This is a genomic window from Streptomyces sp. RLA012 (assembly GCF_056270325.1).
In genome coordinates this window covers 809,222-830,733 of sequence record NZ_JBWDPA010000002.1, presented here as the reverse complement: position 1 = coordinate 830,733, position 21,512 = coordinate 809,222, and the positions used below count along the sequence as shown (strand labels likewise).

The 21,512-nt window shown below is 69.7% G+C and carries 22 protein-coding genes and 2 pseudogenes; 13 read left to right on the top strand and 11 right to left on the bottom strand.

Annotated elements, in window-relative coordinates; genetic code table 11:
- Window positions 1–306: 306 nt before the first annotated feature.
- The 6 genes and pseudogenes from RV986_RS04300 to RV986_RS04275 form a co-directional block, all read left to right on the top strand.
- Window positions 307–897: pseudogene (locus RV986_RS04300) on the top strand (glycoside hydrolase family 19 protein); the annotation flags it as partial.
- 216 nt (window positions 898–1,113) lie between these two features.
- Window positions 1,114–2,502 carry an IS1380 family transposase gene (locus RV986_RS04295; RefSeq protein WP_475916098.1) on the top strand — a complete coding sequence of 463 codons (1,389 nt, stop codon included), beginning with the start codon at window positions 1,114–1,116 and terminating at the stop codon, window positions 2,500–2,502.
- 679 nt (window positions 2,503–3,181) lie between these two features.
- Window positions 3,182–4,042, top strand: coding sequence for a reverse transcriptase domain-containing protein (locus tag RV986_RS04290; protein ID WP_475916097.1), 861 nt, complete (start codon window positions 3,182–3,184; stop codon window positions 4,040–4,042).
- 5 nt (window positions 4,043–4,047) lie between these two features.
- A complete protein-coding gene (locus tag RV986_RS04285; RefSeq protein ID WP_475916096.1) occupies window positions 4,048–4,608 on the top strand; it encodes a group II intron maturase-specific domain-containing protein in 561 nt (186 codons plus the stop codon).
- Window positions 4,609–4,733: 125 nt separating this feature from the next.
- Window positions 4,734–5,036, top strand: a pseudogene (locus RV986_RS04280) (chitinase); the annotation flags it as partial.
- 47 nt (window positions 5,037–5,083) lie between these two features.
- Entirely contained in the window at window positions 5,084–5,989 is a 906-nt protein-coding gene (locus RV986_RS04275; RefSeq protein ID WP_475916095.1) for an oxidoreductase, read from the top strand.
- A gap of 118 nt (window positions 5,990–6,107) precedes the next feature.
- Here RV986_RS04275 and RV986_RS04270 read toward each other — a convergent pair whose 3' ends face one another.
- From RV986_RS04270 to RV986_RS04260, 3 genes are all read right to left on the bottom strand, one after another.
- Window positions 6,108–6,818: a dienelactone hydrolase family protein gene (locus tag RV986_RS04270; protein ID WP_475916094.1), complete on the bottom strand. Its 711-nt coding sequence runs from the start codon at window positions 6,816–6,818 to the stop codon at window positions 6,108–6,110.
- Between the two features lie 77 nt (window positions 6,819–6,895).
- A complete protein-coding gene (locus tag RV986_RS04265; protein ID WP_475916093.1) occupies window positions 6,896–7,084 on the bottom strand; it encodes a hypothetical protein in 189 nt (62 codons plus the stop codon).
- A complete protein-coding gene (locus tag RV986_RS04260) occupies window positions 7,081–7,899 on the bottom strand; it encodes a phosphatase PAP2 family protein (RefSeq protein ID WP_475916092.1) in 819 nt (272 codons plus the stop codon). Before RV986_RS04260 ends, RV986_RS04265 begins: the two co-directional genes overlap by 4 nt.
- Before the next feature lie 460 nt (window positions 7,900–8,359).
- On the opposite strand from RV986_RS04260, the gene RV986_RS04255 reads away from it, so the two are divergent.
- Window positions 8,360–8,752: a VOC family protein gene (locus tag RV986_RS04255; protein WP_475916091.1), complete on the top strand. Its 393-nt coding sequence runs from the start codon at window positions 8,360–8,362 to the stop codon at window positions 8,750–8,752.
- Window positions 8,753–8,888: 136 nt separating this feature from the next.
- Window positions 8,889–9,953, top strand: a complete 1,065-nt coding sequence (locus RV986_RS04250) for an adenosine deaminase (protein WP_475916090.1) — start codon at window positions 8,889–8,891, stop codon at window positions 9,951–9,953.
- Here RV986_RS04250 and RV986_RS04245 read toward each other — a convergent pair.
- The 3 genes from RV986_RS04245 to RV986_RS04235 form a co-directional block, all read right to left on the bottom strand.
- Entirely contained in the window at window positions 9,935–10,450 is a 516-nt protein-coding gene (locus RV986_RS04245) for a mycothiol transferase (protein WP_475916089.1), read from the bottom strand. The genes RV986_RS04250 and RV986_RS04245 overlap by 19 nt on opposite strands.
- A 51-nt stretch (window positions 10,451–10,501) precedes the next feature.
- The gene (locus RV986_RS04240) at window positions 10,502–11,989 is read right to left on the bottom strand and encodes a carotenoid oxygenase family protein (RefSeq protein WP_475916088.1); all 1,488 of its coding nucleotides are present in this window, start codon (window positions 11,987–11,989) and stop codon (window positions 10,502–10,504) included.
- A 68-nt stretch (window positions 11,990–12,057) separates the two neighbouring features.
- A complete protein-coding gene (locus tag RV986_RS04235) occupies window positions 12,058–13,062 on the bottom strand; it encodes a LysR family transcriptional regulator (RefSeq protein ID WP_475916087.1) in 1,005 nt (334 codons plus the stop codon).
- A 138-nt stretch (window positions 13,063–13,200) separates the two neighbouring features.
- Between RV986_RS04235 and mgrA the strand changes: the two genes are divergently transcribed.
- Window positions 13,201–14,190 (top strand): L-glyceraldehyde 3-phosphate reductase, encoded by a 990-nt coding sequence (gene mgrA / locus RV986_RS04230; RefSeq protein ID WP_475916086.1) that lies wholly within the window; start codon window positions 13,201–13,203, stop codon window positions 14,188–14,190.
- Window positions 14,191–14,296: 106 nt separating this feature from the next.
- Here mgrA and RV986_RS04225 read toward each other — a convergent pair whose 3' ends face one another.
- Window positions 14,297–15,292 carry an oxidoreductase gene (locus tag RV986_RS04225; RefSeq protein WP_475916085.1) on the bottom strand — a complete coding sequence of 332 codons (996 nt, stop codon included), beginning with the start codon at window positions 15,290–15,292 and terminating at the stop codon, window positions 14,297–14,299.
- A 100-nt stretch (window positions 15,293–15,392) separates the two neighbouring features.
- Between RV986_RS04225 and RV986_RS04220 the strand changes: the two genes are divergently transcribed.
- Complete coding sequence (locus tag RV986_RS04220) at window positions 15,393–16,322, top strand: AraC family transcriptional regulator (protein WP_475916084.1); 930 nt, start codon at window positions 15,393–15,395, stop codon at window positions 16,320–16,322.
- Here RV986_RS04220 and RV986_RS04215 read toward each other — a convergent pair.
- Both RV986_RS04215 and RV986_RS04210 read right to left on the bottom strand, forming a co-directional pair.
- Complete coding sequence (locus tag RV986_RS04215; RefSeq protein WP_475916083.1) at window positions 16,312–16,560, bottom strand: DUF1905 domain-containing protein; 249 nt, start codon at window positions 16,558–16,560, stop codon at window positions 16,312–16,314. The two genes, RV986_RS04220 and RV986_RS04215, sit on opposite strands and share 11 nt — an antisense overlap.
- Window positions 16,561–16,773: 213 nt before the next feature.
- The gene (locus RV986_RS04210) at window positions 16,774–17,151 is read right to left on the bottom strand and encodes a nuclear transport factor 2 family protein (protein ID WP_475916082.1); all 378 of its coding nucleotides are present in this window, start codon (window positions 17,149–17,151) and stop codon (window positions 16,774–16,776) included.
- Between the two features lie 384 nt (window positions 17,152–17,535).
- On the opposite strand from RV986_RS04210, the gene RV986_RS04205 reads away from it, so the two are divergent.
- Window positions 17,536–17,946: a hypothetical protein gene (locus RV986_RS04205; protein WP_475916081.1), complete on the top strand. Its 411-nt coding sequence runs from the start codon at window positions 17,536–17,538 to the stop codon at window positions 17,944–17,946.
- 11 nt (window positions 17,947–17,957) lie between these two features.
- On the opposite strand, the gene RV986_RS04200 is transcribed toward RV986_RS04205, so the two are convergent.
- Together RV986_RS04200 and RV986_RS04195 are read right to left on the bottom strand one after the other, a co-directional pair.
- Window positions 17,958–18,119 (bottom strand): hypothetical protein, encoded by a 162-nt coding sequence (locus RV986_RS04200; RefSeq protein ID WP_475916080.1) that lies wholly within the window; start codon window positions 18,117–18,119, stop codon window positions 17,958–17,960.
- A 40-nt stretch (window positions 18,120–18,159) separates the two neighbouring features.
- Window positions 18,160–18,480: a hypothetical protein gene (locus tag RV986_RS04195; protein ID WP_475916079.1), complete on the bottom strand. Its 321-nt coding sequence runs from the start codon at window positions 18,478–18,480 to the stop codon at window positions 18,160–18,162.
- A 286-nt stretch (window positions 18,481–18,766) separates the two neighbouring features.
- Here RV986_RS04195 and RV986_RS04190 point away from each other — a divergent pair, with 286 nt between their 5' ends.
- Both RV986_RS04190 and RV986_RS04185 read left to right on the top strand, forming a co-directional pair.
- Window positions 18,767–19,132: a MarR family winged helix-turn-helix transcriptional regulator gene (locus RV986_RS04190; RefSeq protein ID WP_475916078.1), complete on the top strand. Its 366-nt coding sequence runs from the start codon at window positions 18,767–18,769 to the stop codon at window positions 19,130–19,132.
- Window positions 19,133–19,174: 42 nt separating this feature from the next.
- The gene (locus RV986_RS04185) at window positions 19,175–21,508 is read left to right on the top strand and encodes an FHA domain-containing protein (protein WP_475916077.1); all 2,334 of its coding nucleotides are present in this window, start codon (window positions 19,175–19,177) and stop codon (window positions 21,506–21,508) included.
- Window positions 21,509–21,512: the final 4 nt, after the last annotated feature.

Sequence of the window (21,512 nt, the reverse complement as noted above, 5' to 3'; positions counted from 1 at the left end):
CTGGCGCGGACCGGTCGGTATGGACCCGGTCGGTACGGTGCCCCGGCAGGGCGAGGCGACGGCCTGCCGGGGCACCGGTGTGTCGCCCAACCGTGGTCGCTGTCGCGCCACTTGTCCGCCACCGTTGCCGGATGCGACTGGTCTACACCCTTGACTGGTACAGACCAAAGCGGTTGCGTGTGCCTCCACACCCCCCACCACGGCCGCCCCCGACGCCGTGGCCGGCCCCGCCGGCACGTGCGCACAAGGCTCCGCCCCGCGCTGCCCTTGGCCGGGAGCGGCCGTGCTCCGCAAAGGAGTTGACCTGTGCCGAGGCGCCATATCTCCGCCGTCCTGACCGCACTCGCCCTCGCATCCGCCACCCCCGTGCTGCTGCCCGCCTCCGGCGCGGTCGCCGCGGCCTGTTCGAGCTATCCGAGCTGGGTCGCGGGAAGGTCGTACGTCACCGGCGACGTCGTCCGCTACACGGACGGCAAGACCTACGTCGCCGAGCACGACAACCCGGGCTACGATCCCACCATCAGCACCTGGTACTGGGACCCCTACGCCTGCGACGGAGGATCCACGACTCCCTCCGACGGCTTCGTGGTGAGCGAGGCGCAGTTCAACCAGATGTTCCCGAACCGGAACTCCTTCTACACCTACAGCGGGCTGAGGGCGGCGATGAGCGCCTTCCCGGCCTTCGCGAACACCGGCAGCGACACCGTGCGCAAGCAGGAGGCCGCGGCCTTCCTCGCCAACGTCAGCCACGAGACCGGCGGCCTGGTGTACGTGGTGGAGCAGAACACCGCCAACTACCCCCACTACTGCGACTGGAGCCAGCCCTACGGCTGCCCGGCCGGACAGTCGGCCTACTACGGCCGCGGTCCGATCCAGCTCAGCTGGAACTTCAACTACGTGCGCCACGAGGCGCTGCATAACCGAGTGGGGGTGTAAGACCCCCACCTTCCGGCGGTCGCAGCCGACCGGAAGAAGCTGAGGACAGCCTGAGCCCGGATCCACCGGCTTGATGCCTGTGGATAGTTTCTCCGGAAACGAAGAAGTGCCTTGTGACCTGCGATGATGGGGTTTCTCTAGGACCACATCAGGCACGATCGGCAAGGCACTTCCGAGATGCAATCCTCCCATGCCGCGGCGGCGGTCTCTTCCACGTTCGATGATCCGAACCTGGTCGCGTACGGCGGGCTGGAGCCGGTGGTGCGGCTGGCCGAGCGGTGCGGTCTGCCGGCGTTGGCCGGGGAGCACATCAGGCTGCCGGTCTCGAAGGACGGCACCGGCGCCTTCCCCGCCGCGAAGCTGATGTCGCTGGTGGGCGGCATGGCCGCGGGCGCCGACAGCATCGAGGACATGGACCGGCTGCGGCATGGCGCGATGGGCCGCCTGTTCTCCGGGGTGCGGGCCCCGTCCACGCTGGGGTCGTTCCTGCGCTCCTTCACGCACGGGCATGTGAAGCAACTGCATGCCGTGGCCCGCCGGTTCCTGCCCGAACTGGCCCGTCACACCCCGTTGCTGACCGGCGCGGACCAGGTCGCCTACGTGGACATCGACGACACCATCCGCCGCACCTACGGCTACGCCAAACAGGGTGCAGGCTACGGATACAGCAAGGTCAAGGGCCTGAACGCGTTGCTCGGCATCGTCTCCACACCCCTGTCCGCCCCCGTGATCGCCGCCACCAGGCTGCGTAAAGGGCCCTCGAACTCAGCGCGCGGGGCGGCAGCGTTCGTGGCCGAGACCATCCGCACCGCCCGTGCCTGCGGCGCGAGCGGCCTGCTGGTACTGCGGGCGGACTCCGCGTTCTACGGCGCCGACGTCATCAACGCCTGCCGCGCTCTGGGTGCCCGCTTCTCCGTCACCGTGCGGATGAACGCCTCCGTCAAGGCCGCCATCGCCCACATCGACGAGACCGCCTGGACGCCGATCAAGTACCCCAAGGCTGTCTGGGACGAGGAGGGCCAGTGCTGGATCTCCGACGCAGAGATAGCCGAGGTCCCCTACACCGCGTTCACTTCCAAGCCGAAGAAGCAGCAGGTCACCGCCCGTCTGATCGTGCGCCGCGTCAAGCGCCTGAACCCTGACGCCGTCCCCGTCGGGCAGGGCACCCTGTTCAACACCTGGCGCTACCACGCCGCGTTCACCGACTCCCCGCTCGCCTTGAGGGATGCCGAGCGTGATCACCGTCGGCACGCTGTCGTCGAGCAGGTGATCGCCGATGTCAAGAACAGCGCCTTCGCCCACGCGCCGTCCGGGCATTTCCAGGCCAATGCCGCGTGGCTCGCCCTGGCGGCCCTGGCACACAATCTGACCCGCGCCGCCGGCGCCCTGGCCGGAACATTCCATGCCAGGGCGACCACCGCCACCATCCGTGACCACCTGATCAACGTGCCCGCCCGTCTGGCCCGATCCGCCCGCCGCCTCACCCTGCACCTGCCCGAACGCTGGCCCTGGGGCGAGGACTTCGCCCAGCTGTTCAGCACGGTGCATGCACCACCCGTCCTCTGACTCCCTGACCGACCTGCCCGAAAGGGCCCGAGACCTGTGGAAAAAGTGGAAGAGCTGGGTAGACCAGCGGCCACCCCATGCCCGAATCCGCAACTCAGCCCCGACACGGCCTGCGCGACCCCGAAACGATCAACCGGGAATCAAGCCGGTGGATCCGGGCTGAGCCGGGGAACGCCGGCAAAGGCAGGAGCAGTCCTGACAAAGCCCGGACGCGCCAGAACTACCAGATGGTGCGGGTCGGGCAAGCGAGGTCAGAAGGTGTAACGAGAGTGAACCGGCATTCGAAGCCCCGTAACAGTTCCAGCGGCTCAAATCTGGTGGATATGGGCCGTGATGCAGTGCGTGCCACCTCTTTGTTTTCGGAGGGGGCAACTCTGAAGCCGACTGTGTTTATCGGTGAGGAGGCCGTGCCGAATGTCTGCGGCGTAGGTACGGAGATGCTGCCGGGGTATAGCCGGACGCCTCACTGGCCAATCGGTTATGTGGTGAACGTGGGAACCACCTGCGGCTCCCCTCTGATCCGGACATCCAGTCCGGAAAGCGGGAAGGTCCGTTGCCGACTGACGGCCGCAGTGTGGGACGGAGGCCCCGTAGTAGTCCGAGCGTGCGAGAGGCACGTACATGGCGAAGGGGGCCAGCAAGTCGGCAGTAAGGATGCTGGAATGCCAGGAGGACGACGGTGAATACCGACGAACTGGAATGGGCGGTCACCAAGGCCGAACGCCGGGTACTGGAGATCCAGGCCAAGCTGCACCGTTGGGCAAATGACGATCAAAATCGCAGGTTCGACGACCTGTTCAACCTCGTGGCCGATCCCGCCTTCCTTCTGGTGGCGTGGTACCGGGTACGAGGGAACAAGGGGGCGCGCACGGCCGGAGTGGACGGCAAGACGGTCCGCTCCATCGAGGCCGGACAGGGCGTCGAGGGATTCCTCGACAAACTGCGCTCTCAACTCAGAGAGCTGACGTTCCGGCCGGTACCGGTGCGGGAAAGGATGATCCCCAAGGCGGGTGGAAAGCTGCGCCGCCTGGGCATCCCTACTGTGGCGGACCGGGTGGTCCAGGCTTCTCTGAAGCTGGTGCTGGAGCCGATCTTCGAGGCGGATTTCCTCCCGTGTTCCTACGGGTTCCGCCCCAATCGCCGGGCTCACGATGCAATCGCCGAGACTCGCCTGATGACATCCAAGAGCTACGAGTGGGTGGTAGAGGGCGACATCAAGGCGTGCTTTGACGAGATCTCGCACCCGGCACTGATGGGCCGAGTGCGGGGCAGGATCAAGGACAGGCGCGTCCTGGACCTGGTGAAGGCATTCCTCAAGTCAGGCATCTTGTCCAAGGACGGCCAGGCACGGGAAACCCACACCGGCACCCCGCAAGGAGGCATCCTTTCACCGTTGTTGGCGAACATCGCCCTCTCCGTGCTGGACGAGTACGTGGCCAGTATGGACGGGGGCCGAACTCGACCTCCTACGAGCGCAGAAAGCGCAGGCGCCAGGGACTCGGAAACTACCGGCTCGTCCGGTACGCGGACGATTTCCTGATTCTTGTGTGGGGCACCCGCGAGGACGCGGAGGCCGTGCGCGACGAGGTCGCCTCGGTGCTCGCACCGATGGGGCTCACCCTGTCGGAGGAGAAGACGTTCATCACGCACATCGATGAAGGGTTTGACTTCCTCGGGTGGCACATCCAGCGCCATCTCAAGCGGGGCACGGACAGGCGGTATGTCTACAACTACCCCTCCAAGAAGGCGCTCAACGCCGTCAAGGAGAAGGTGAAGAAGATCTGCCGGAGCAGTACGAACCTTCCCTTCACCGCCCTGTTGCACCAGCTCAACCCGGTGCTCTTCGGGTGGTGCAACTACTTCCGCCCCGGAGTGTCCAAGGTGACGTTCCAGTACCTCAACCACTACACGTGGAAGAGGGTGTTCATCTGGGCGTGCCGTAAGCACAAAGGCATGCGGCTGAGTGGATTCCGCCGAGTTTATTGTGACGGCGGATGGGAGCCCGTCACGGAAAACGGAAAGCTGTTCCAGCCGGGTCGGATGACTACTACCCGATACCGGTTCCGTGGATACAGCATCCCTACACCGTGGACGGTGACTGCATGAGATCACAGAATGCCCGAACGGGACTTGTGGAGAGCCCGGTGCTCGGAGACGGGCACGCCGGGTTCGGAAGGCGGTCCGGGGAAACCCACCAGCGGCAACGCTGGCAGGGCGCCCCGGGCCGACCTTACAAAGCCGCGGGCGACGCATTGGGCATCGACCTGCTGCACAACCCCTACCTGGTCCAGAACGACGCCTCGGTGGCCTGGAAGACCGGGCTCTGGTACTGGAACACCCAGTCGGGTCCCGGCACCATGACCGGCCACAACGCGATGGTCAACGGCGCGGGATTCGGCCAGACCATCCGCAGCATCAACGGCTCCCTGGAATGCGACGGCAGGAATCCCGCGCAGGTCCAGAGCCGGGTCGACGCCTACCAGCGGTTCGTACAGATCCTCGGGACCAGCGCGGGCGGCAACCTCTACTGCTGACGAAAGCCCCGGCCCCGGCCCCGGAAATGGTGTGCGAAACTGCCGCGATGACCTCAGAGACGATCACCGCGGCTGCCGCCGGGGCCTGGAAAATCGGAGATCTCACCGTCAACCGCATCGGCTTCGGCGCGATGCGGCTGACGGGCAGCGCGGCCTTCCATCTGGGTACGCCGAGCGACCGCGACCGGTCGATCGCCGTGTTGCGGCGCGCGATCGAGCTGGGCGTCGACCACATCGACACCGCCGCCTTCTACTTCTCTTCGCTGCGCTCCGCGAACGAGCTGATCAACAGCGCGCTGGCGCCGTACGCGGACGACTTGGTGATCGTCACCAAGGTCGGCCCGTACCGGGACTACGCGGGGGAGTGGGGGACGTCCGCCCGGCCCGACCAACTGCGCTCCCACGTGGAGGAGAACCTCCGTCAGCTCGGCCGCGACCACCTGGACGTGGTGAACCTGCGCCGCATGCGGCAGGATTCGATCGCCGAGCACTTCGGCGCGCTCGCCGAACTGCGCGAGGCGGGCCTGATCCGGCACCTGGGCCTCTCCGCCGTCGAACCCAGACACCTGGCGGAGGCCCAGGCCATCGCGCCCGTGGTGTGCGTGCAGAACCCGTACGGGCTCGACTCCCCCGATCCCGAGGCCGACGAGCTGCTGCGGATGTGCGGCGACCAGGGCATCGCGTTCGTGCCGTTCTTCGCGATCGCGGGCAAGGGGCGTGAGCGGGGCGCGAGCGGCGCGGAGGGCGACGAGGTGCTCGCCGTCGCCCGTGCGCACGGGGCCACGCCCGCGCAGATCCGCCTGGCGTGGACGCTGGCGCAGGGTCCGCACGTGCTCGCCATCCCCGGCACCGGCAACCCGGACCACCTCGCCGAGAACGTCGCCGCGGGCGCTCTCCGGCTCACCGACGACGAGCTGACCCGACTCGACGCGCTCCACCGGCGAGGCGAGTGACGGACGGGTCCCCCCCCGCCCCGGGAGGGGGGACCCGCCGACCTGCTCGTTCACCGCCGTCACCCGGCGTCGTTCCCGACCCCCTGCGGGAACCCCGTTCGGCCGCGGTGCCGCAGCGTCAGCCCAGCTGCTCGTGCAGGAACGCCACCGTGCTCTCCCAGGCCAGGGCGGCCGACTCGGGGTGATACGTCTCCGGGCGGCCGTCGTTGAAGAAGGCGTGGTGGGCGGGGTACAGGCGGAGGTCCGGGGTGATGCCGGACTGTTGGTGGACCGCCTTGCTCAGCTGCTCCAGGCTCTCCTTCGGGATGCTTGTGTCGAGCTCTCCGTAGTGGCCCTGGATCTGCGCCTTGAGGTGCGAGAAGTCGGGCATCTCGCCCTGGATCACGCCGTAGAACGGCACCGCGGCGCTGACCCGCGCATCGGCCGCGGCCAGGTAGATGACGAAGCCCCCGCCCATGCAGAAGCCGACCGCGCCCACGGTGTCCGAGGTGACCTCGGGCAGGCCGAGCAGATGGTCGACCGCGCCGGAGAGCAGCTCGACGCCGCGCGAGACCGGCAGCTCCTTCATCATCCGGAACGCCTCCTCGCTCTCGTGGGCGACATTGCCGCCGTACAGGTCGGGCGCGAGGGCCACGAAGCCCTCCGCGGCCAGCCGGTCCGCGACATTCGCGATGTGGTCGGTCAGGCCCCACCACTCCTGGATGACGATCACACCGGGTCCCCGCCCGGACGGCGGCAGCGCCAGATAGCCGTGCGCGGTGGTCCCGGTGCTGGGGAACGTCACGTTCTGGTGGGCCGGGGCTCCGGTCGACTTCGGCAGCTCGGACATGGCACTCAACTCCTGTGGGGACAACACGTGGTGGCGGGCGGGCCGGGCGACCCGGCCCCGAGTCGATCTCCACGATGTCATGCGCGTGCACCGTGTCCGGTCCCGGCCCGTACGACACGGCCCGCGGCCACCTTCTGCAGCAGGCCGTACCCCAGGAACGCCAGCACGAACGCCAGCACGAACGGCAGCAGGGCCGGCGGCAGGACATGCGGTCGGTCGGGCGGGGCCGTCGTGATGAGGGCCGCGCTCGCGCTGTTGTCGTTCACCCCGACCGAGGGGGGACTTCGGGGTGGGGATGGGACTCGTCGCGGAGCTCTTGCGTCGTCGTGGGACCGGGGTGGAGAGGGGGCGCCGATCTGGAGGAGACGGAGGAGTACGTGTGCGGAGCGAGGCGGGCGACGGCGTAGATGCCGAGACTCAGCCAGCACAGACTGAACAGCCAGCCGCCGAGGACGTCGGAGAACCAGTGAACGCCCAGGTAGACCCGGGTCAGTCCGACCAGGACGGCCCAGCAGCCGATGAGCGCGGCGAGGGATTTCCTGCCGTGCGTGACCCGGGCGAGCACGGCGAGAATCAGCAGTCCGCCGGTGACGGCGGACGTGGTGGCGTGGCCCGAGGGGAACGACCAGCCGGAGGCGTGCGTGGCCCACTCGGCCGCGGCGGGGCGGGGCCGGGCGACCAGGGACAACACGCCGTACCGCACGGCCTGGGCGGCGGCGAGGCAGCCGAGACAGCCGACGGCGAAGACGATCCGCTGCCGTGTCGTACGCCCGAGGAGGACTCCCGCCAGCGCGACCAGGACGTACGGCACGATGCCCGTGCCCGTGTAGGTCAGCCCGCGGGCGAAGGCCAGGGCGACGGGCGGGCGGTGGTGCGCCGACCAGGTGTGGAGATCCGCGTCGCCGAAGAGCGTGCCGCCGTCCCGGCCGGTCACGATCAGTGTCAGCAGCACGAAGGCGACCAGGCTGCCCACCGCGGTCGACCCCGCGAGGTCGGTCGCGTCCGCGCGCTTCACGACAGGGCCCGGGAAACGTCGAGCGCGTACGCCGGAGCGGTGCGCAGTGCTGCGGACATCGACCAAGGCCCCTTCCATGACCGGGCGTGCGGGCGCATCCGAGGAGGTGGTGCCCGCACGGCGACTACAATTCCATAGATGGTCTACAGGAGTGTAGACGATCGGGGAGCGGAGATCGTTCCCGCGGTGGACGCGAAAGATGAACGCCGACCCGGCTCGCGGGTCCGCGCTGGCGCCCGCCCCGTCGCCCGGCCAGGTCAGGGGCGGGGCGACCTGGGGGCGGGGCCTGCGTCACTCCGCGCGCTCCGCCTCTTCGGCTCCCTCCGCCTCTTCCGCTCGCGCTGCCTCCTCGGCTCGCTCCGGCGGTTCCCGTCGCGCTGCCTCTTCGCCTCGCTCCGCCGCGTCCCATCGGCATGGCCAGGATCCCCCGCCGTGCCGTGCCCGGCGACTTCGGCAGGCGCGGACCTGACCACCCGGCGGGATGCCGTACCCTAGCGTGTTACGTATAACTCCTGAAGGGGTCCTGATGAGACGCATCGCCCTGGTCACCCTCGTCGTCGCCGACTACGACGAGGCGATCCGCTTCTACACCGAGGCACTCGGGTTCCGGCTGGTCGAGGACGAGCCGCGGCCCGACGGGTCGCGGTGGGTCGTCGTCGAGCCGGGTGCGGAGGGCCAGGGCGGCGGACTGCTGCTGGCCCGGGCCAAGGACGAGGCGCAGCGCGGCCGGATCGGCGACCAGACCGGCGGCCGTGTGGGCTTCTTCCTGCACACCGACGACTTCGCCCGCGACCACGCGCGGATGCGCGCCGCGGGCGTGACCTTCCTGGAGGAACCGCGTCACGAGCCCTACGGCTCGGTCGTCGTCTTCCAGGACCTGTACGGAAACCGCTGGGACCTGCTCCAGCCCGCCCAGTAGCCGTACCCGAACCAGACCTCACCCCCCAGACCTCACCCCCCAGACCTCACCCCCCAGACCTCACCCCCCAGACCTCACCCCCCAGACCTCACCCCTCAGACCTGCCCGCGAACCGACCTGCCGAGGAAAGACACGCATGACCGTGCCCCGCACCGACACCATCCGCCGGCTCCCCAAGGCCGTGCTGCACGACCACCTCGACGGCGGTCTGCGCCCCACCACCCTGGTGGAGCTGGCGGAGACGGTCGGCCACACACTGCCCACCACCGACCCGGAGGCGCTGGCCGCCTGGTACTACGAGGCCGCCAACTCCGGTGACCTGGTGCGTTACATAGCCACCTTCGAGCACACCCTCGCCGTGATGCAGACCCGGGAGGGCCTGCTGCGCACGGCCGAGGAGTACGTCCTCGACCTGGCCGAGGACGGCGTCGTCTACGGCGAGGTGCGGTACGCGCCCGAGCTGATGGTGAACGGCGGGCTGACCCTGCCCGAGGTCGTCGAGACCGTGCAGGAGGGCCTGGCGGCCGGCATGGCGAGGGCGGCGGCCGCGGGCACCCCGGTCCGGGTCGGCACCCTGCTCTGCGGGATGCGCATGTTCGACCGCACCCGTGAGATCGCCGACCTCGCGGTGGCGTTCCGCGACAGCGGCGTCGTCGGCTTCGACATCGCGGGCGCCGAGGACGGTTTCCCGCCCGCCGACCACCTGGCCGCCTTCGAGTACCTGCGCCGCGAGAGCGTCCCCTTCACCATCCACGCCGGTGAGGCACACGGTCTGCCCAGCATCCACCAGGCCCTCCAGGTCTGCGGCGCCCAGCGCATCGGCCACGGCGTCCGCATCACCGAGGACATCGTCGACGGCAAGCTCGGCCGACTCGCGGGCTGGGTGCGCGACCGTCGTATCGCCCTGGAGATGTGCCCGACGTCCAACCTCCAGACGGGCGCGGCCACCTCCATCGCCGAGCACCCCATCACCGCCCTGCGCGACCTGGGCTTCCGGGTCACCCTCAACACCGACAACCGGCTGGTGTCGGGTACGACGATGACCCGCGAGATGTCACTGCTGGTCGAGGAGGCGGGCTGGAGCGTCGAGGACCTGCGCACGGTCACGGTGAACGCGGTCAAGAGCGCGTTCATCCCGTTCGACGAGCGCACGGCCCTCATCCGGGACGTCGTCCTGCCCGGTTACGAAGCCGCGCTCTGAAGCAGCCCGCGGACATACGCGGCCTGGCCGACATGCTGCAGATCGTCGGCCAGGACGCTCACCAGCCGTACGCCCAGGGTGACCGCCGGGGTCCAGCGCTCGTCCACGACGCGCTCCAGGTCCTTGGCGGTCAGCCCCCGCACGAACTCCAGGGTCTGTTCGTGCACGTCGTCGTAGTACCCGACCAGCAGCTCGCCCGACTCCACCCGGATCTTGGCGACCTGCCGGGGACTGTGGCCGAATCCCGTGGCCCCGTGCGGCAGGCCGAGTCCGAACCGCTTCTCCCAGCCCCGCGTCGGCCAGACCTGCTCAAGCCCGGCGGCCTCGGCGACATGGTCGTCCTGGACGCGGGTGAGATGCCAGATCAGCCATGAGACGGAGTTGGCGGATTCGGCAGGACGCGCGTTGAGGTCGTCCGGGGGCAGACCCTCGACGGCGGCGTGGACTTCTTCCTGGATGCGGCCGAACGCGTCGATGAGGATGTCTTTCGCATGCATGCGTCCACCATCGCCCATGGCGCTTTCCCACGCGTCTTCTTACCGGTCTTCTCACGCGTCCGCAATCCAGCTTCCGTGGAAGCCCAGCGGCACGCGCCCCGGCAGATGCACCCGGGCGACCGGCTCGGCCGTGAAGTCCTGGGCGGCCAGGATCACCAGGTCGGCGGCCCCGCGGTCGGGGTTGTGGACGTACGCGATCGCGTACCCGTCGTCCTCGGCGCCCGCGCCCTCCGAGGGGACGAAAACGGCTTCGCCGGCGGCGGCGCCCCGCGGCAGCCGGTGGACCTGTGTGCTCCCGCGGAACAGGTCGTGCTTGATCAGCGCGTTGCCGAAGGCCCGGTCGGGCGGGTTCCCGCCCGGGGTCAGATACGCCAGCGTCATCTCGGCGGCCGCCGCCGTGTAGGCGTACCGGTGCCGTCGGGACACCAGGGCCTCGTGGACGCGCGGGAACTCCTGCGGGCGGTCGTCGAGCGTCCGGGTCCGTACACGGCCGTGGGCGAGGTCGACGGTCCAGCGTTCGAGCGAGGCGGTGCCCGCCCCGTAGGGTCCGTCGGAGCCGCGGCCCGCGACGTAGAAGGGCGCCGGGTAGGTCGTCATGTCGACGACCACCGACGAGCCTTCGTCGTACGCGTTCAGGGTGTGCGAGTAGTAGACGGGATCCACCTCGAACCAGCGGACCTCGCCACCTGCCCTGGGGAGCAGACCGACACGGGTCGGGTGCTTCTCGTTCCAGACGTACGGCACGATGTCGCCGCGCTCGGCGCCCACGGGGTCGAAGGTGATGGGCAGGTCGAAGATCACGACGTATTTCTCGGTGAGCGCGAAGTCGTGCATCATCGGCGCGTCGGCGACCGGGATCCTGGTGGTCCGTACGATCCGGCCGGTGTGATCGACGACCTGGTGCCGGACGTGGTCCCAGGTCGGGTAGTAGGCGATCGCGTGCAGCTCGCCGGCCGCCGCGTCGAACTTGGTGTGCGCGGTGAACGCTCCCTGGAGAGTGCCGCGGAAGTCGTACGTCCCCACCGTGTTGAGCTCGTGGTCGAGTTCGTACGGCAGCGGGCCGCTCTCCTGGAGCGCCAGGATCCGTCCCCTGTGCCCGATCACATGGGTGTTGCAGGGGAAGTCGTCCGGCGGCACGGGACCGGGGTGGGGTTCGCCGAGCTTCTGTGCCACGGAGGCCGAGCGGACCCAGCGGTTGCGGTACCACTCGGCGCGGCCGTCCCGCAGGCGTACCCCGTGCACCATGCCCTCGCCGAGCATCCAGTGGTGGGCGCGTGGGTCCTCCAGCCCCAGGACGTTGGGGCCGTTGCGCAGGAAGCGGCCGTTCAGTTCGCGGGGGATCCGTCCGGTGACCGGCAGGTCGAAGGCGGTCAGCTCCTCGGTGACGGGCTTGAACGCGCCCTCCAGGAACGGGAACCGGTGCTCGCCCTGTGCCACCGGCGTCGCCGCCGCCACTCGGCCTCCGGTTCCCCCGACGAGCCCTGCCGCCGCCGTGACCGCCGCCCCGCGCAGGACCGTCCGCCGTGTGTGATCCGTCATCTCCGTGCTCCAGCCTCGCAGTCGCCGTCGTGGACATCCATGAGTCTGCGGCGGCCGACCGGGGCGGGTCAGGAGTGCTGGAGCCCCTCCGGGGGTGGTGTCAGGCCCCCTCTTCGAAGGGGTTCGGCGGGTTCGGGTTCGACGGGTTCGACGGGTTCGACGGGTTCGACGGGTTCGGAGGCATCCGAGGCGTCGGAGGTGTCGAGGAGCACCATCAGTGCCCGTGCCGCGGGACTGGTGGCCCCTGGCGGCGGCAGCATCGCGACGGTCTCGTACACCGCTTCGGAAGTGCCCTTGAGGGGGAGCGCGGTGAGATCGCCGGCCTCGCGCTTGAGGCCGAAATGCCGGGGCACGACGGCGATGCCGAGCCCCTCGTTGACGAGCTCCAGGAGGCTGTGCACATCACTGACCTCCAGCGTCACGGTCCGGTGCACGCCCGCCGCCGCGAAGGCCGCGTCGGTGGTACGGCGCGGTCCCCAGTCGGGAGGGAAGTCCACGAAGGCCTCGCCGCCCAGCTCCTCGGGCGTCACCACCGCGGCCGTCGCCAGATGGTGCGTCGGATGGCAGAGCACGGTCATCGGCTCGCTGGTCAGCGGGACCGAGCGCAGCTGATCGGTGTCCGGCCGCGTCCGCACGGCGAAGGCCAGGTCGAGACGGCCCGCGGCGACCTCTTCGGCCAGCGCTTCGGAACCCGCCTGCCGCAGCCCGATCTCCACATCGGGATGGCGCCGCCGGAACGCCGCGAGGAGCTTGGCCACATGCACTCCGGCGATGCACTGTTCGGTCCCGAGGGAGAAGGTGCCGCGCAGCACGCCCTGCACGGCGGCCACCGCGTCGTGCGCCGAGCGCACCTGGGCCAGGATCCGCTCCGCCTCGCCGAGCAGGGCCCGGCCGGCCTCCGTGAGCGTGACCCGACGGGTGGTGCGGACGAACAGCGGGGCCTGGAGCTCCCGCTCCAGTGCGCGGATCGAGGACGACAGGCCCGACTGCGACACCATCAGCCGCTCCGCCGCCCGGGTGAAGTGCTGGTCCTCGGCGACGGCGACGAAATGCTGTAGATGGCGCAGTTCCATGGGGGCCAAGAGTAATCCCCGATGGGGAGCCGATTGAGAAGTGCCGTCGCTCAATCCCATCCGATTCTCCCGTTGGACCGCTGCCCGGGGTGCGCGCGAGAGTGGAGACCTGTTTTCCCGGCCTCCCAGGAGTACGCGTTGTACACCGCACACACCGACCGTTACGCGGACATGCCCTACCGGCGCACCGGACGCAGCGGCCTGCAGCTGCCCGCGCTGTCGCTCGGCCTGTGGCACAACTTCGGCCCCGACCGGCCGGTGGACACGCAGCGCGCGATCCTGCGCCGCGCCTTCGACCTGGGCGTCACCCACTTCGACCTGGCCAACAACTACGGCCCGCCGCCCGGCGCCGCCGAGTCGGCCCTCGGCGAGGCCCTGAAGGCGGACTTCGGGCCCTACCGCGACGAGCTGGTGATCTCCACCAAGGCCGGATACCTGATGTGGCCGGGCCCCTACGGCGAATGGGGCTCGCGCAAGTACCTGCTGTCCTCGCTCGACCAGAGCCTGGCCCGGATGGGTCTGGACTACGTCGACATCTTCTACTCGCACCGCCCCGACCCGGAGACTCCCCTCGAAGAGACGATGGGCGCCCTGCACTCGGCGGTCCAGCAGGGCAAGGCGCTGTACGTCGGCGTCTCCAACTACTCGCCGGAGCAGACCCGCGAGGCCGCCCGCATCCTGGCCGAGCTGGGCACCCCGCTGCTGATCCACCAGCCGCGCTACTCGATGCTCGACCGCCGCCCCGAGGAAGGGCTCCTGGACACGCTGGACGAGCTGCGGGTCGGTTCCATCGCCTACTCCCCGCTGGAGCAGGGCCTGCTCACCAGCCGCTATCTGGACGGCATCCCGGAGGGTTCGCGGGCCGCGAGCGACAGCCCCTTCCTGAGCGCCGACACCGTCACCGAGGATCTCGTACGGCAGTTGCGTGCCCTCGACGAGATCGCCAAGTCCCGGGGGCAGTCGCTGGCGCAGCTGGCGCTCGCCTGGGTGCTGCGCGGCGGCCGGGTGACCTCCGCCCTCATCGGCGCGAGCAGCCCCCAGCAGCTGGAGGACAGCGTCACGGCCATCCGCGCCCTGGACTTCGACCCGGAGGAGCTGGCCCGGATCGACGCGATCATCAAGCCGTAGGGCTCGATGATCGGACGAAAGGGGCGGGAAGGCCCGCGGACCAGACTGTGCGGCCGTGCGGCCGGACGGCCGCACGGGCCGGGGAGCCGCCGGGAGGCCTCGCCGATCAGGCGGTGAGCCGCTCGCTGAGCTCCCAGAGGCGATCGGCCGACGCCGGGTCGACGGCGTAGGGCAGTACGCCTGGCTTCTGCGTCCTGTTCGTGAGGCTCCACTCGCGCGCCTCCTCCTCGGACAACAGGGGCGCGATGTCGCTGTTCTCGCAGTAGACGCCGCCGCGCCCCTCCAGCAGGGGGCTGGTCGCGCACCACACGCTGGTGGCCGCCCCCTGCTCCACCGTCTTCAGCTGCCGCTCCGGGTCGAGGATCGGCCTGCCGTCCGCGTCGAGCACACCTGCGGCCTTCAGGTCCTCCTCGGCGAGGTACTTCTTCAGGCCGGTGTCCACGATGCTCCCGGGGTGGAGGGTGAAGGCCCGGATCCCGTCCGCCTTCCCCCGCTGGTCGAGCCCGAGCGCGAAGAGGATGTTCGCCGTCTTCGACTGTCCGTAGGCGACCCAGCGGTCGTATGCGTGCTGCTCGAAGTGCGGGTCGTCGAAGAGGACGGGCGAGAACCGGTGCCCCCAGGAGGACACCGAGACGACCCGGGCCCCGTGCGCCCGGCGCAGCGCCGGCCACAGACGTGCGACCAGCTGGAAGTGGCCGAGGTGGTTCGTGGCGAACTGCACCTCGTAGCCCCGGGCGTCGCGCGTCAGCGGGGTCGCCATGACGCCCGCGCTGTTGACGAGGATGTGCAGCGGCCGGCCGGAGGCGAGGAAACGCTCGGCGAAGGCGTCGATCGAGGCGGGATCCAGCAGATCCATGGTCTCGATCTCGACGCCGTCGATCCCCTTGAGCGCCTCCCGCGCCCTTTCGATGTCGCGTACCGGTACGACGACCTCGGCGCCCGCGGCCCGCAGGACGCGGGCGGTCTCCAGGCCGATACCGGAATAGCCTCCGGTGACGACGGCGACCTTGCCGGTCAGATCGGTGCCCTTGATGACGTCCTCGGCGGTGGACGCGGCGTCGAAGCCGGAGTGGAGGGTCTGCTGCTGTTGCTCGGTGGTCATGGCTCGGATCTCCTCATGTGTGCCTTGCAGACCACCGTAGGACCGCCCATCCGTACGATGAATACTTGAGAGTCCGGCTTACTTGCGCGATAGTACGGATATGCCTGCTGATCCCCTCTCCGACACCCTCGGTCTCATGGACTCCCGGTGTGTCGTCTCCGGCGGCTTCACCGCCGGCGGCGACTGGGCGCTGCGCTTCCCCCGGCCGGAGATGCTCAAGATCACCGTGGTGGTGAAGGGCGGCATGTACGTGGCCCTGGAGGGCGCGGCGGAGGCCGTACGGCTGGAGCCGGGCGATGCGGCCGTGTTCGACGGCAGCCGGGGGTTCGTGGTCGCGAGCGATCCGGCGGTGGAGCCGGCGGACGCGACGAGGCTCTTCGCGGACACGCCGGGCTCCATGATCCATTACGGCGGGGGAGAGGAGGTCGCCTTCATCGGCGGCCACATCGAACTGGGCCGGGCGGGCGAGGAGCTCATCCTGCACGCCCTGCCGCCGCTGCTGCACGTCCGTGCCGGGGCGGAGGAGGCGCCCGTGCTGCGCTGGCTGCTCGACCAGCTCGTGCACGAACTGACCACCGAGCGGGCCGGAGCCGACTTCGCGGCCGATCAGCTCGCCCAGCTCATGTTCGTCCAGGTCCTGCGCGCCTACCTCGCGGACGCCGACGCCCTCCCGGCCGGACGGCTGCGGGCCCTCGCCGACGAGCGCATCGCCCCGGCGCTGCGGCTCATGCACGCCGACCCGGCCCGCCCCTGGCAGCTCGGGGAACTCGCCAGGGCGGCGGCCATGTCCCGGACCACCTTCGCCGAGCGCTTCCGGACCGTGGCCGGCGTCCCGCCCCTGACCTATCTGCTGGACTGGCGCATGAGCCTCGCCCGGCGCGCCCTGCGGGACGGCGAAACATCCGTCTCGGACCTCGCGCAGAAGGTCGGATACACCTCCGAGAGCGCGTTCAGCAATGCCTTCAAGCGGACGACCGGCATCGCTCCGCGGCGCTACCGGGACGCCGCGCGGGCGGCGCTCACGAGCTGAGACGCTCCTCCAGAAGAACCGTCACGGTGTCCCCCGCCCCCTTCCCGATCGCCTTGCGCACCTCGGCCTTCACCGGCAGTTTGTGTGTGCCGTCGCCCAGGGCCATGAAGGAACTGCGGAAGGGGTGCCCGTCGATCGTTCCGCTGACCTTGACGAGCCCTCGGGTTCCGAAGAAGGCGACGGGCTCCGGCCACACGACATAGGTCCAGCCGCCCTTCTCGGGGCTCTTGCGCAGCACCGCGCTGAACCGCTGGTCGAGCTTGCTCGCCCAGCGCTCCCTTTACTCCCCGCTTTCCGCGCTGTCCCTGCTGTCCCCTCCGTCCCTGCTTTCCTTGCTTTCCTTGCTTTCCTTGCTTTCTGTGCTGTCTTTGCCGACGGTGCTCATGCGATCCTCCGCTTCCGGTGGGTGTTCTCTCCGAGAGGCCACCGGAAGCGGAGAAACGCGTCGCGCCTAGGCCGGTACGCGGTCCAGGAATCCGTGCACACTTTGGATCCGGTCCTCGCCGTCCAGGGTGATCACGTCGAATCCGGCGACGGGTGCCGTGCCGTCCGCCTCGTTGACCAGTTCCCAGCCGAAGCGGGCGATGTCGTGGTGCCCGTCGACCGCCCCCGCGAGCCGGAAGGAGAAACCCGGGAACTGCTCGTGCGCCGCGGTGATCACGGCCACGATCCCGTCGTGCCCGCGGACCTCGGCCAGCGGGTCGGTATAACTGCCGTCCGCGTTCCAGGCGACGGCGACGGCCTTGATGAGCGCTTCCCGGTCACCTGCGTTCCAGGCCTCGAAATAGCGTGCGACGGCGGTCCGGTAACGGTCGTCGGCCTCGGACATGGTTGATCAACCTCCGTTGAAAAGTGGGGTATCCGCTGGTCGGAGAACGGATTCCGCGGTGTGTCGCCCCGCTGGGATCCGGTACCGCAACCATGCCCGGAGGCGCACGACGGCGTCGATTACCTCAGGAGTAAGGACATCGGGTCGCGTTTCGGCCAAAGCGAACCGTGAATATGCCAGGAGACTGGCTGGAATGGCGTGGTGACAGAGCGTCAGGAGTGGCGATACTCGATTGACAGGGCGATTCAGCCATGCCCGCGCGCACAACGATCAGGCAGGGCGCGCACAGCACCACCGTGCACCACGAACGAGCCGCACGCAGTGAATGAGCCGCAGGGAAAGCGAGGCAGGGCCGGCGGAGAGCGTTGCAATGGGGGAGCGATCGTGCACGACGAATTCCTGTGCCATGTAACCGCATACGGAATATGCGGAGGTAGACGCATCGGCGTCCCGCTGGGGACGTATCGCGCGCCCACCCTGGCGCTGGCCCTGTGGTGGATGCGGGACCGCGCCTCGTGGATGGCATCGCGGCTCGATCCGCAACCCGACGACCCCACCTTCCCGCCGAACTCGATCGCGCCGGTGTCGGACACCGTCCCGGACGTACCGAGCATGCTACGCGCCTGGTGCGGTGACGCCATCCAACAGGAACTGATCGCCGAGGAGTTGGCCGCGGGAAAGCTCGTCCGCATCGCCACCAGCGACGACACCACCGAGTACGAACTGCTCGCCGAATCCGTGGACGCGCTGCGCATGCAGCGGACCGCCGCCGCGCTCGGCAGCTCCGCGGCCTGACCGCCGCCCCGCTACAGAGTCTCGCCGATCAGGAGTGCCAGGTCGATCAGGCGGTTGGAGTAGCCCCACTCGTTGTCGTACCGGCCGACGACCTTGACCTGCGGGCCGGTCACACGGGCCAGTTCGGCGTCGAAGACGCAGGAGGCGGGGTCGCCCACGATGTCGCCGCTCACGAGGGGGGCGCGGGGCCTCGGTGTAGGACAGCAGACCCTTCTACGGTCCGGCAGCGGCCTCGGCGTACGCCTCCTTGACCTCTTCGACGGTCGTACGACGGCTGGTGGTGACGGTCAGGCCGGTAACCGAGCCGGTGGGTACGGGCACCCGCAGGGCGAACGCGTCGAGCCGGCCCCGGAGTTCGGGCAGGACCAGACCGATCGCCCGCGCGGCTCCGCTGGAGGTGGGCACGACGTTGAGGGCCGCCGCGCGGGCACGCCGCAGATCCTCGTGCGGCGCGTCCTGGAGGTTCTGGTCCTGGGTGTAGGCGTGGACGGTGGTCATCGTCCCGGAGTCGATGCCGACCGCGTCGTGCAGCACCTTGGCCGGGACGCCGAGGCAGTTGGTGGTGCACGAGGCGTTGGAGACGGTCGATGTGCGCGCGGGCCCTGGCCGTGTCGGTGAAGACGCCGGTGGACTCGATGACCACGTCCACGCCCAGATCCCCCCACGGCAGGGCGGCCGGGGCGTGCTCGGTCAGGGCCTCGACGATGCGGTCCCCGATCCGGATCGCGCCGGGCTCGGCCGTGATCTCGCCGGGGAATCGGCTGCATAAGCAGCTTACGTAAGATCGAGCACTTCAACCGCTTCTGCATCCCGGCTCCCCGTGCTGGAGCAGCTGCCGTTCACCACGCTGTCGGTGCTGGACACCCTCGCGTTCCGCGACGGCCCGATGCGGCTGAGCGACCTGACCCGGACCGGGCAGATCAGCCGGCCCGGCGTCACCCAGCTGATCACCCGGCTCGAACGGGACGGACTGGTCGAACGCCGCCCCGACCCGAGCGACGGACGCGCCGTCCTCGTCCACATCACCGAGGCCGGCCTGCGGATCGGTCGCTCCCGCCACGACGACCGCACCCGCCGTCTGGTGCCGCTCCTCGCCCGATTGGCCCCCGAACAGCGCCGGGCGATCGCGGACGCGCTGCCCGCCCGACCCGGCTCGCGGAACTGGGGCAAGCCCTCCCATAAGTGAACGATCAGGCGCGGATATGGGCGGATAGCTAGAATTCTCGGCATGGGAGAGCGGCCGGTCGCGCCGACTGCACCCGAACTCGTGCTCGAAACCGAGGCGGGCTCCACGGTGCTGAGTCCGAGCCGCGACTACCACGTCGGGCGTGACCCGCTGAGCGAGATCGTCATCGACGACGTCCGGGTCTCATGGCACCACGCGGTGCTGCGCCCCAGGTCCGACCACTGGACACTTGAGGACGAGAACAGCACGAACGGCACGTACGCCGACGGTCACCGCATCCACGAAGGGGACGTCGGGCCGGGCAGCGTGATCCACTTCGGCAACCCCGCCGACGGAGCCCGGGCGGTCCTCGTCGACATGCCCCCCGAGCGTCCGTCGGCGGGCTCACTGCCCTCGACCACCGGCACCTTCCGGCAGCCGACCGCCGTGTGGCCGCTGCCCACCCGCACCGTCAGCATCGGCCGCGGCGGCGACAACGACCTGGTCGTCGACGACCTCCTCGTCTCCCGTCGGCACGCCGAGCTGCTGGTCCACCAGGACGGGACGTACGAGATCGTCGACCTGGGCAGCCACAACGGCACATTTCGCAACGGGCAGCCCGTGGCACGCGCCCCGGTCACGCCCGGTGACGTCATCGGCATCGGCCACGCCGTGTTCTGCCTCGTCGACGACCGGTTGCAGGAGTACGTGGACACCGGCGAGGTCTCCCTCGATGTCCGAGATCTGACCGTCGCCATCGACCACGGCCGCAGAACCCTCCTCGACCAGGTGTCCTTTCCCGTCGGCGAGAAATGTCTGCTGGCCGTGGTCGGCCCCAGCGGCGCCGGAAAGTCCACACTTCTCAACGCCCTGACCGGACAGTGCCCCGCCGACCGCGGCGCGGTCCTGTACGACGGCCGCGACCTCTACCGCGGCTACGCCGAGCTGCGCCAGCGCATCGGCCTGGTACCGCAGGACGACATCCTGCACATCCAGCTGACGGTCCGTCGCGCCCTCTTGTACGCCGCCGAGCTGCGCTTCCCGCAGGACACCGCGAAGGCGGAGCGCCGTGCGCGGGTCGACGAGGTGATCCAGGAACTGGGGCTGGAACAGCGCGCCGACCAGCCCATCCACAGCCTCTCGGGCGGTCAGCGCAAGCGGGTCAGCGTGGCCATGGAACTGCTGACCAAGCCGTCGCTGCTGTTCCTCGACGAGCCCACCTCGGGCCTCGACCCCGGCATGGACCGCTCCGTGATGCACATGCTGCGCGGCCTCGCCGACGACGGTCACACGGTCGTCGTGGTCACCCACAGCGTGCTCAGCCTCGACGTCTGCGACCGGCTCCTCGTGCTCGCCCCCGGCGGCAGGGTCGCCTACTACGGACCGCCCGAGGAGACCCTGCCCTTCTTCGGCCACCGGCACTGGCCCGAGGCGTTCGAGGCCTTCGAGCGGGACCAGGACCGGGACTGGGCGCAGGAGTACCGGGACTCGCTCCTGCACAGCCAGTACATCGGTGCCCCCGCCGCGCGGACCTGGCTGCCGCGCGCCGACCCGGCCGTCCTCGCCGGACCTCCGCCCAAGGCCCAGAGCTGGTGTTCCCAACTCGGGACCCTGGTGCGACGCTACGCCGCCGTGCTCGGCGCGGACCGGACCTTCCTCGCGATCATGATCGCGCTGCCCTGCGTGATGGGCGCGATGGCCCGCGCACTGGCCGGTGGCCGACTCACCCAGGAGACGGCGATGAACGCGCTGCTCATCCTGTCCGTCGGCGGAGTCCTCACGGGCGCGGCCAACGCCGTGCGCGAGCTGGTCAAGGAGCGTGTCGTCTACCAGCGCGAGCGGGCGGTCGGCCTGTCCCGGTCGGCGTACCTGATGTCGAAGGTCGTGGTCCTCGGCAGCGTCACCGTGCTCCAGGCCGTCGTCCTGACCCTCGTCGCGCTGTACGGCGTCGACCTCAACGCGCCCCGCGGCAAAGGGGTCCTCCTGCCGCCGCTCGTCGAGATCACGCTGGCCGTCGCCCTGCTCTCCTTCACCGCGATGATGCTCGGCCTCCTCGTCTCCGCCCTGGTGCGCAAGGAAGAGGTCACCATGCCCCTGCTGGTACTGCTCGCCATCGTCCAAGTGGTCTTCTGCGGCGCCCTGTTGAAACTGAACGGGGTGCCCGGCATCGACCAGCTGTCCTGGCTCGTCCCCTCGCGCTGGGCCCTGGGCGCGATGGCGGGGACCATCGGCCTGGCCCGGATCGTTCCCGGGGACCTGACTGCGGACCCGCTGTTCCGGCACTCGACCGGCGTGTGGCTGCTCGATCTGGGCATGCTGGTCGTGCTCTCGGCCGTCTTCGGGTACGCGGTGGCCGCGCTGCTGCGGCGGCACGAACCCGCGGTCATGCGGAAGTAGGCGC

Bases quoted from the DNA above. Each gene is read 5' to 3' on its own strand.
- RV986_RS04295 (WP_475916098.1), top strand. From the start codon at position 1,114: ATGCAATCCTCCCATGCCGCGGCGGCGGTCTCTTCCACGTTCGATGAT.
- RV986_RS04275 (WP_475916095.1), top strand. From the start codon at position 5,084: ATGACCTCAGAGACGATCACCGCGGCTGCCGCCGGGGCCTGGAAAATC.
- RV986_RS04270 (WP_475916094.1), bottom strand. From the start codon at position 6,818: ATGTCCGAGCTGCCGAAGTCGACCGGAGCCCCGGCCCACCAGAACGTG.
- RV986_RS04255 (WP_475916091.1), top strand. From the start codon at position 8,360: ATGAGACGCATCGCCCTGGTCACCCTCGTCGTCGCCGACTACGACGAG.
- RV986_RS04250 (WP_475916090.1), top strand. From the start codon at position 8,889: ATGACCGTGCCCCGCACCGACACCATCCGCCGGCTCCCCAAGGCCGTG.
- RV986_RS04245 (WP_475916089.1), bottom strand. From the start codon at position 10,450: ATGCATGCGAAAGACATCCTCATCGACGCGTTCGGCCGCATCCAGGAA.
- RV986_RS04240 (WP_475916088.1), bottom strand. From the start codon at position 11,989: ATGACGGATCACACACGGCGGACGGTCCTGCGCGGGGCGGCGGTCACG.
- RV986_RS04235 (WP_475916087.1), bottom strand. From the start codon at position 13,062: ATGGAACTGCGCCATCTACAGCATTTCGTCGCCGTCGCCGAGGACCAG.
- RV986_RS04225 (WP_475916085.1), bottom strand. From the start codon at position 15,292: ATGACCACCGAGCAACAGCAGCAGACCCTCCACTCCGGCTTCGACGCC.
- RV986_RS04220 (WP_475916084.1), top strand. From the start codon at position 15,393: ATGCCTGCTGATCCCCTCTCCGACACCCTCGGTCTCATGGACTCCCGG.
- RV986_RS04210 (WP_475916082.1), bottom strand. From the start codon at position 17,151: ATGTCCGAGGCCGACGACCGTTACCGGACCGCCGTCGCACGCTATTTC.
- RV986_RS04185 (WP_475916077.1), top strand. From the start codon at position 19,175: ATGGGAGAGCGGCCGGTCGCGCCGACTGCACCCGAACTCGTGCTCGAA.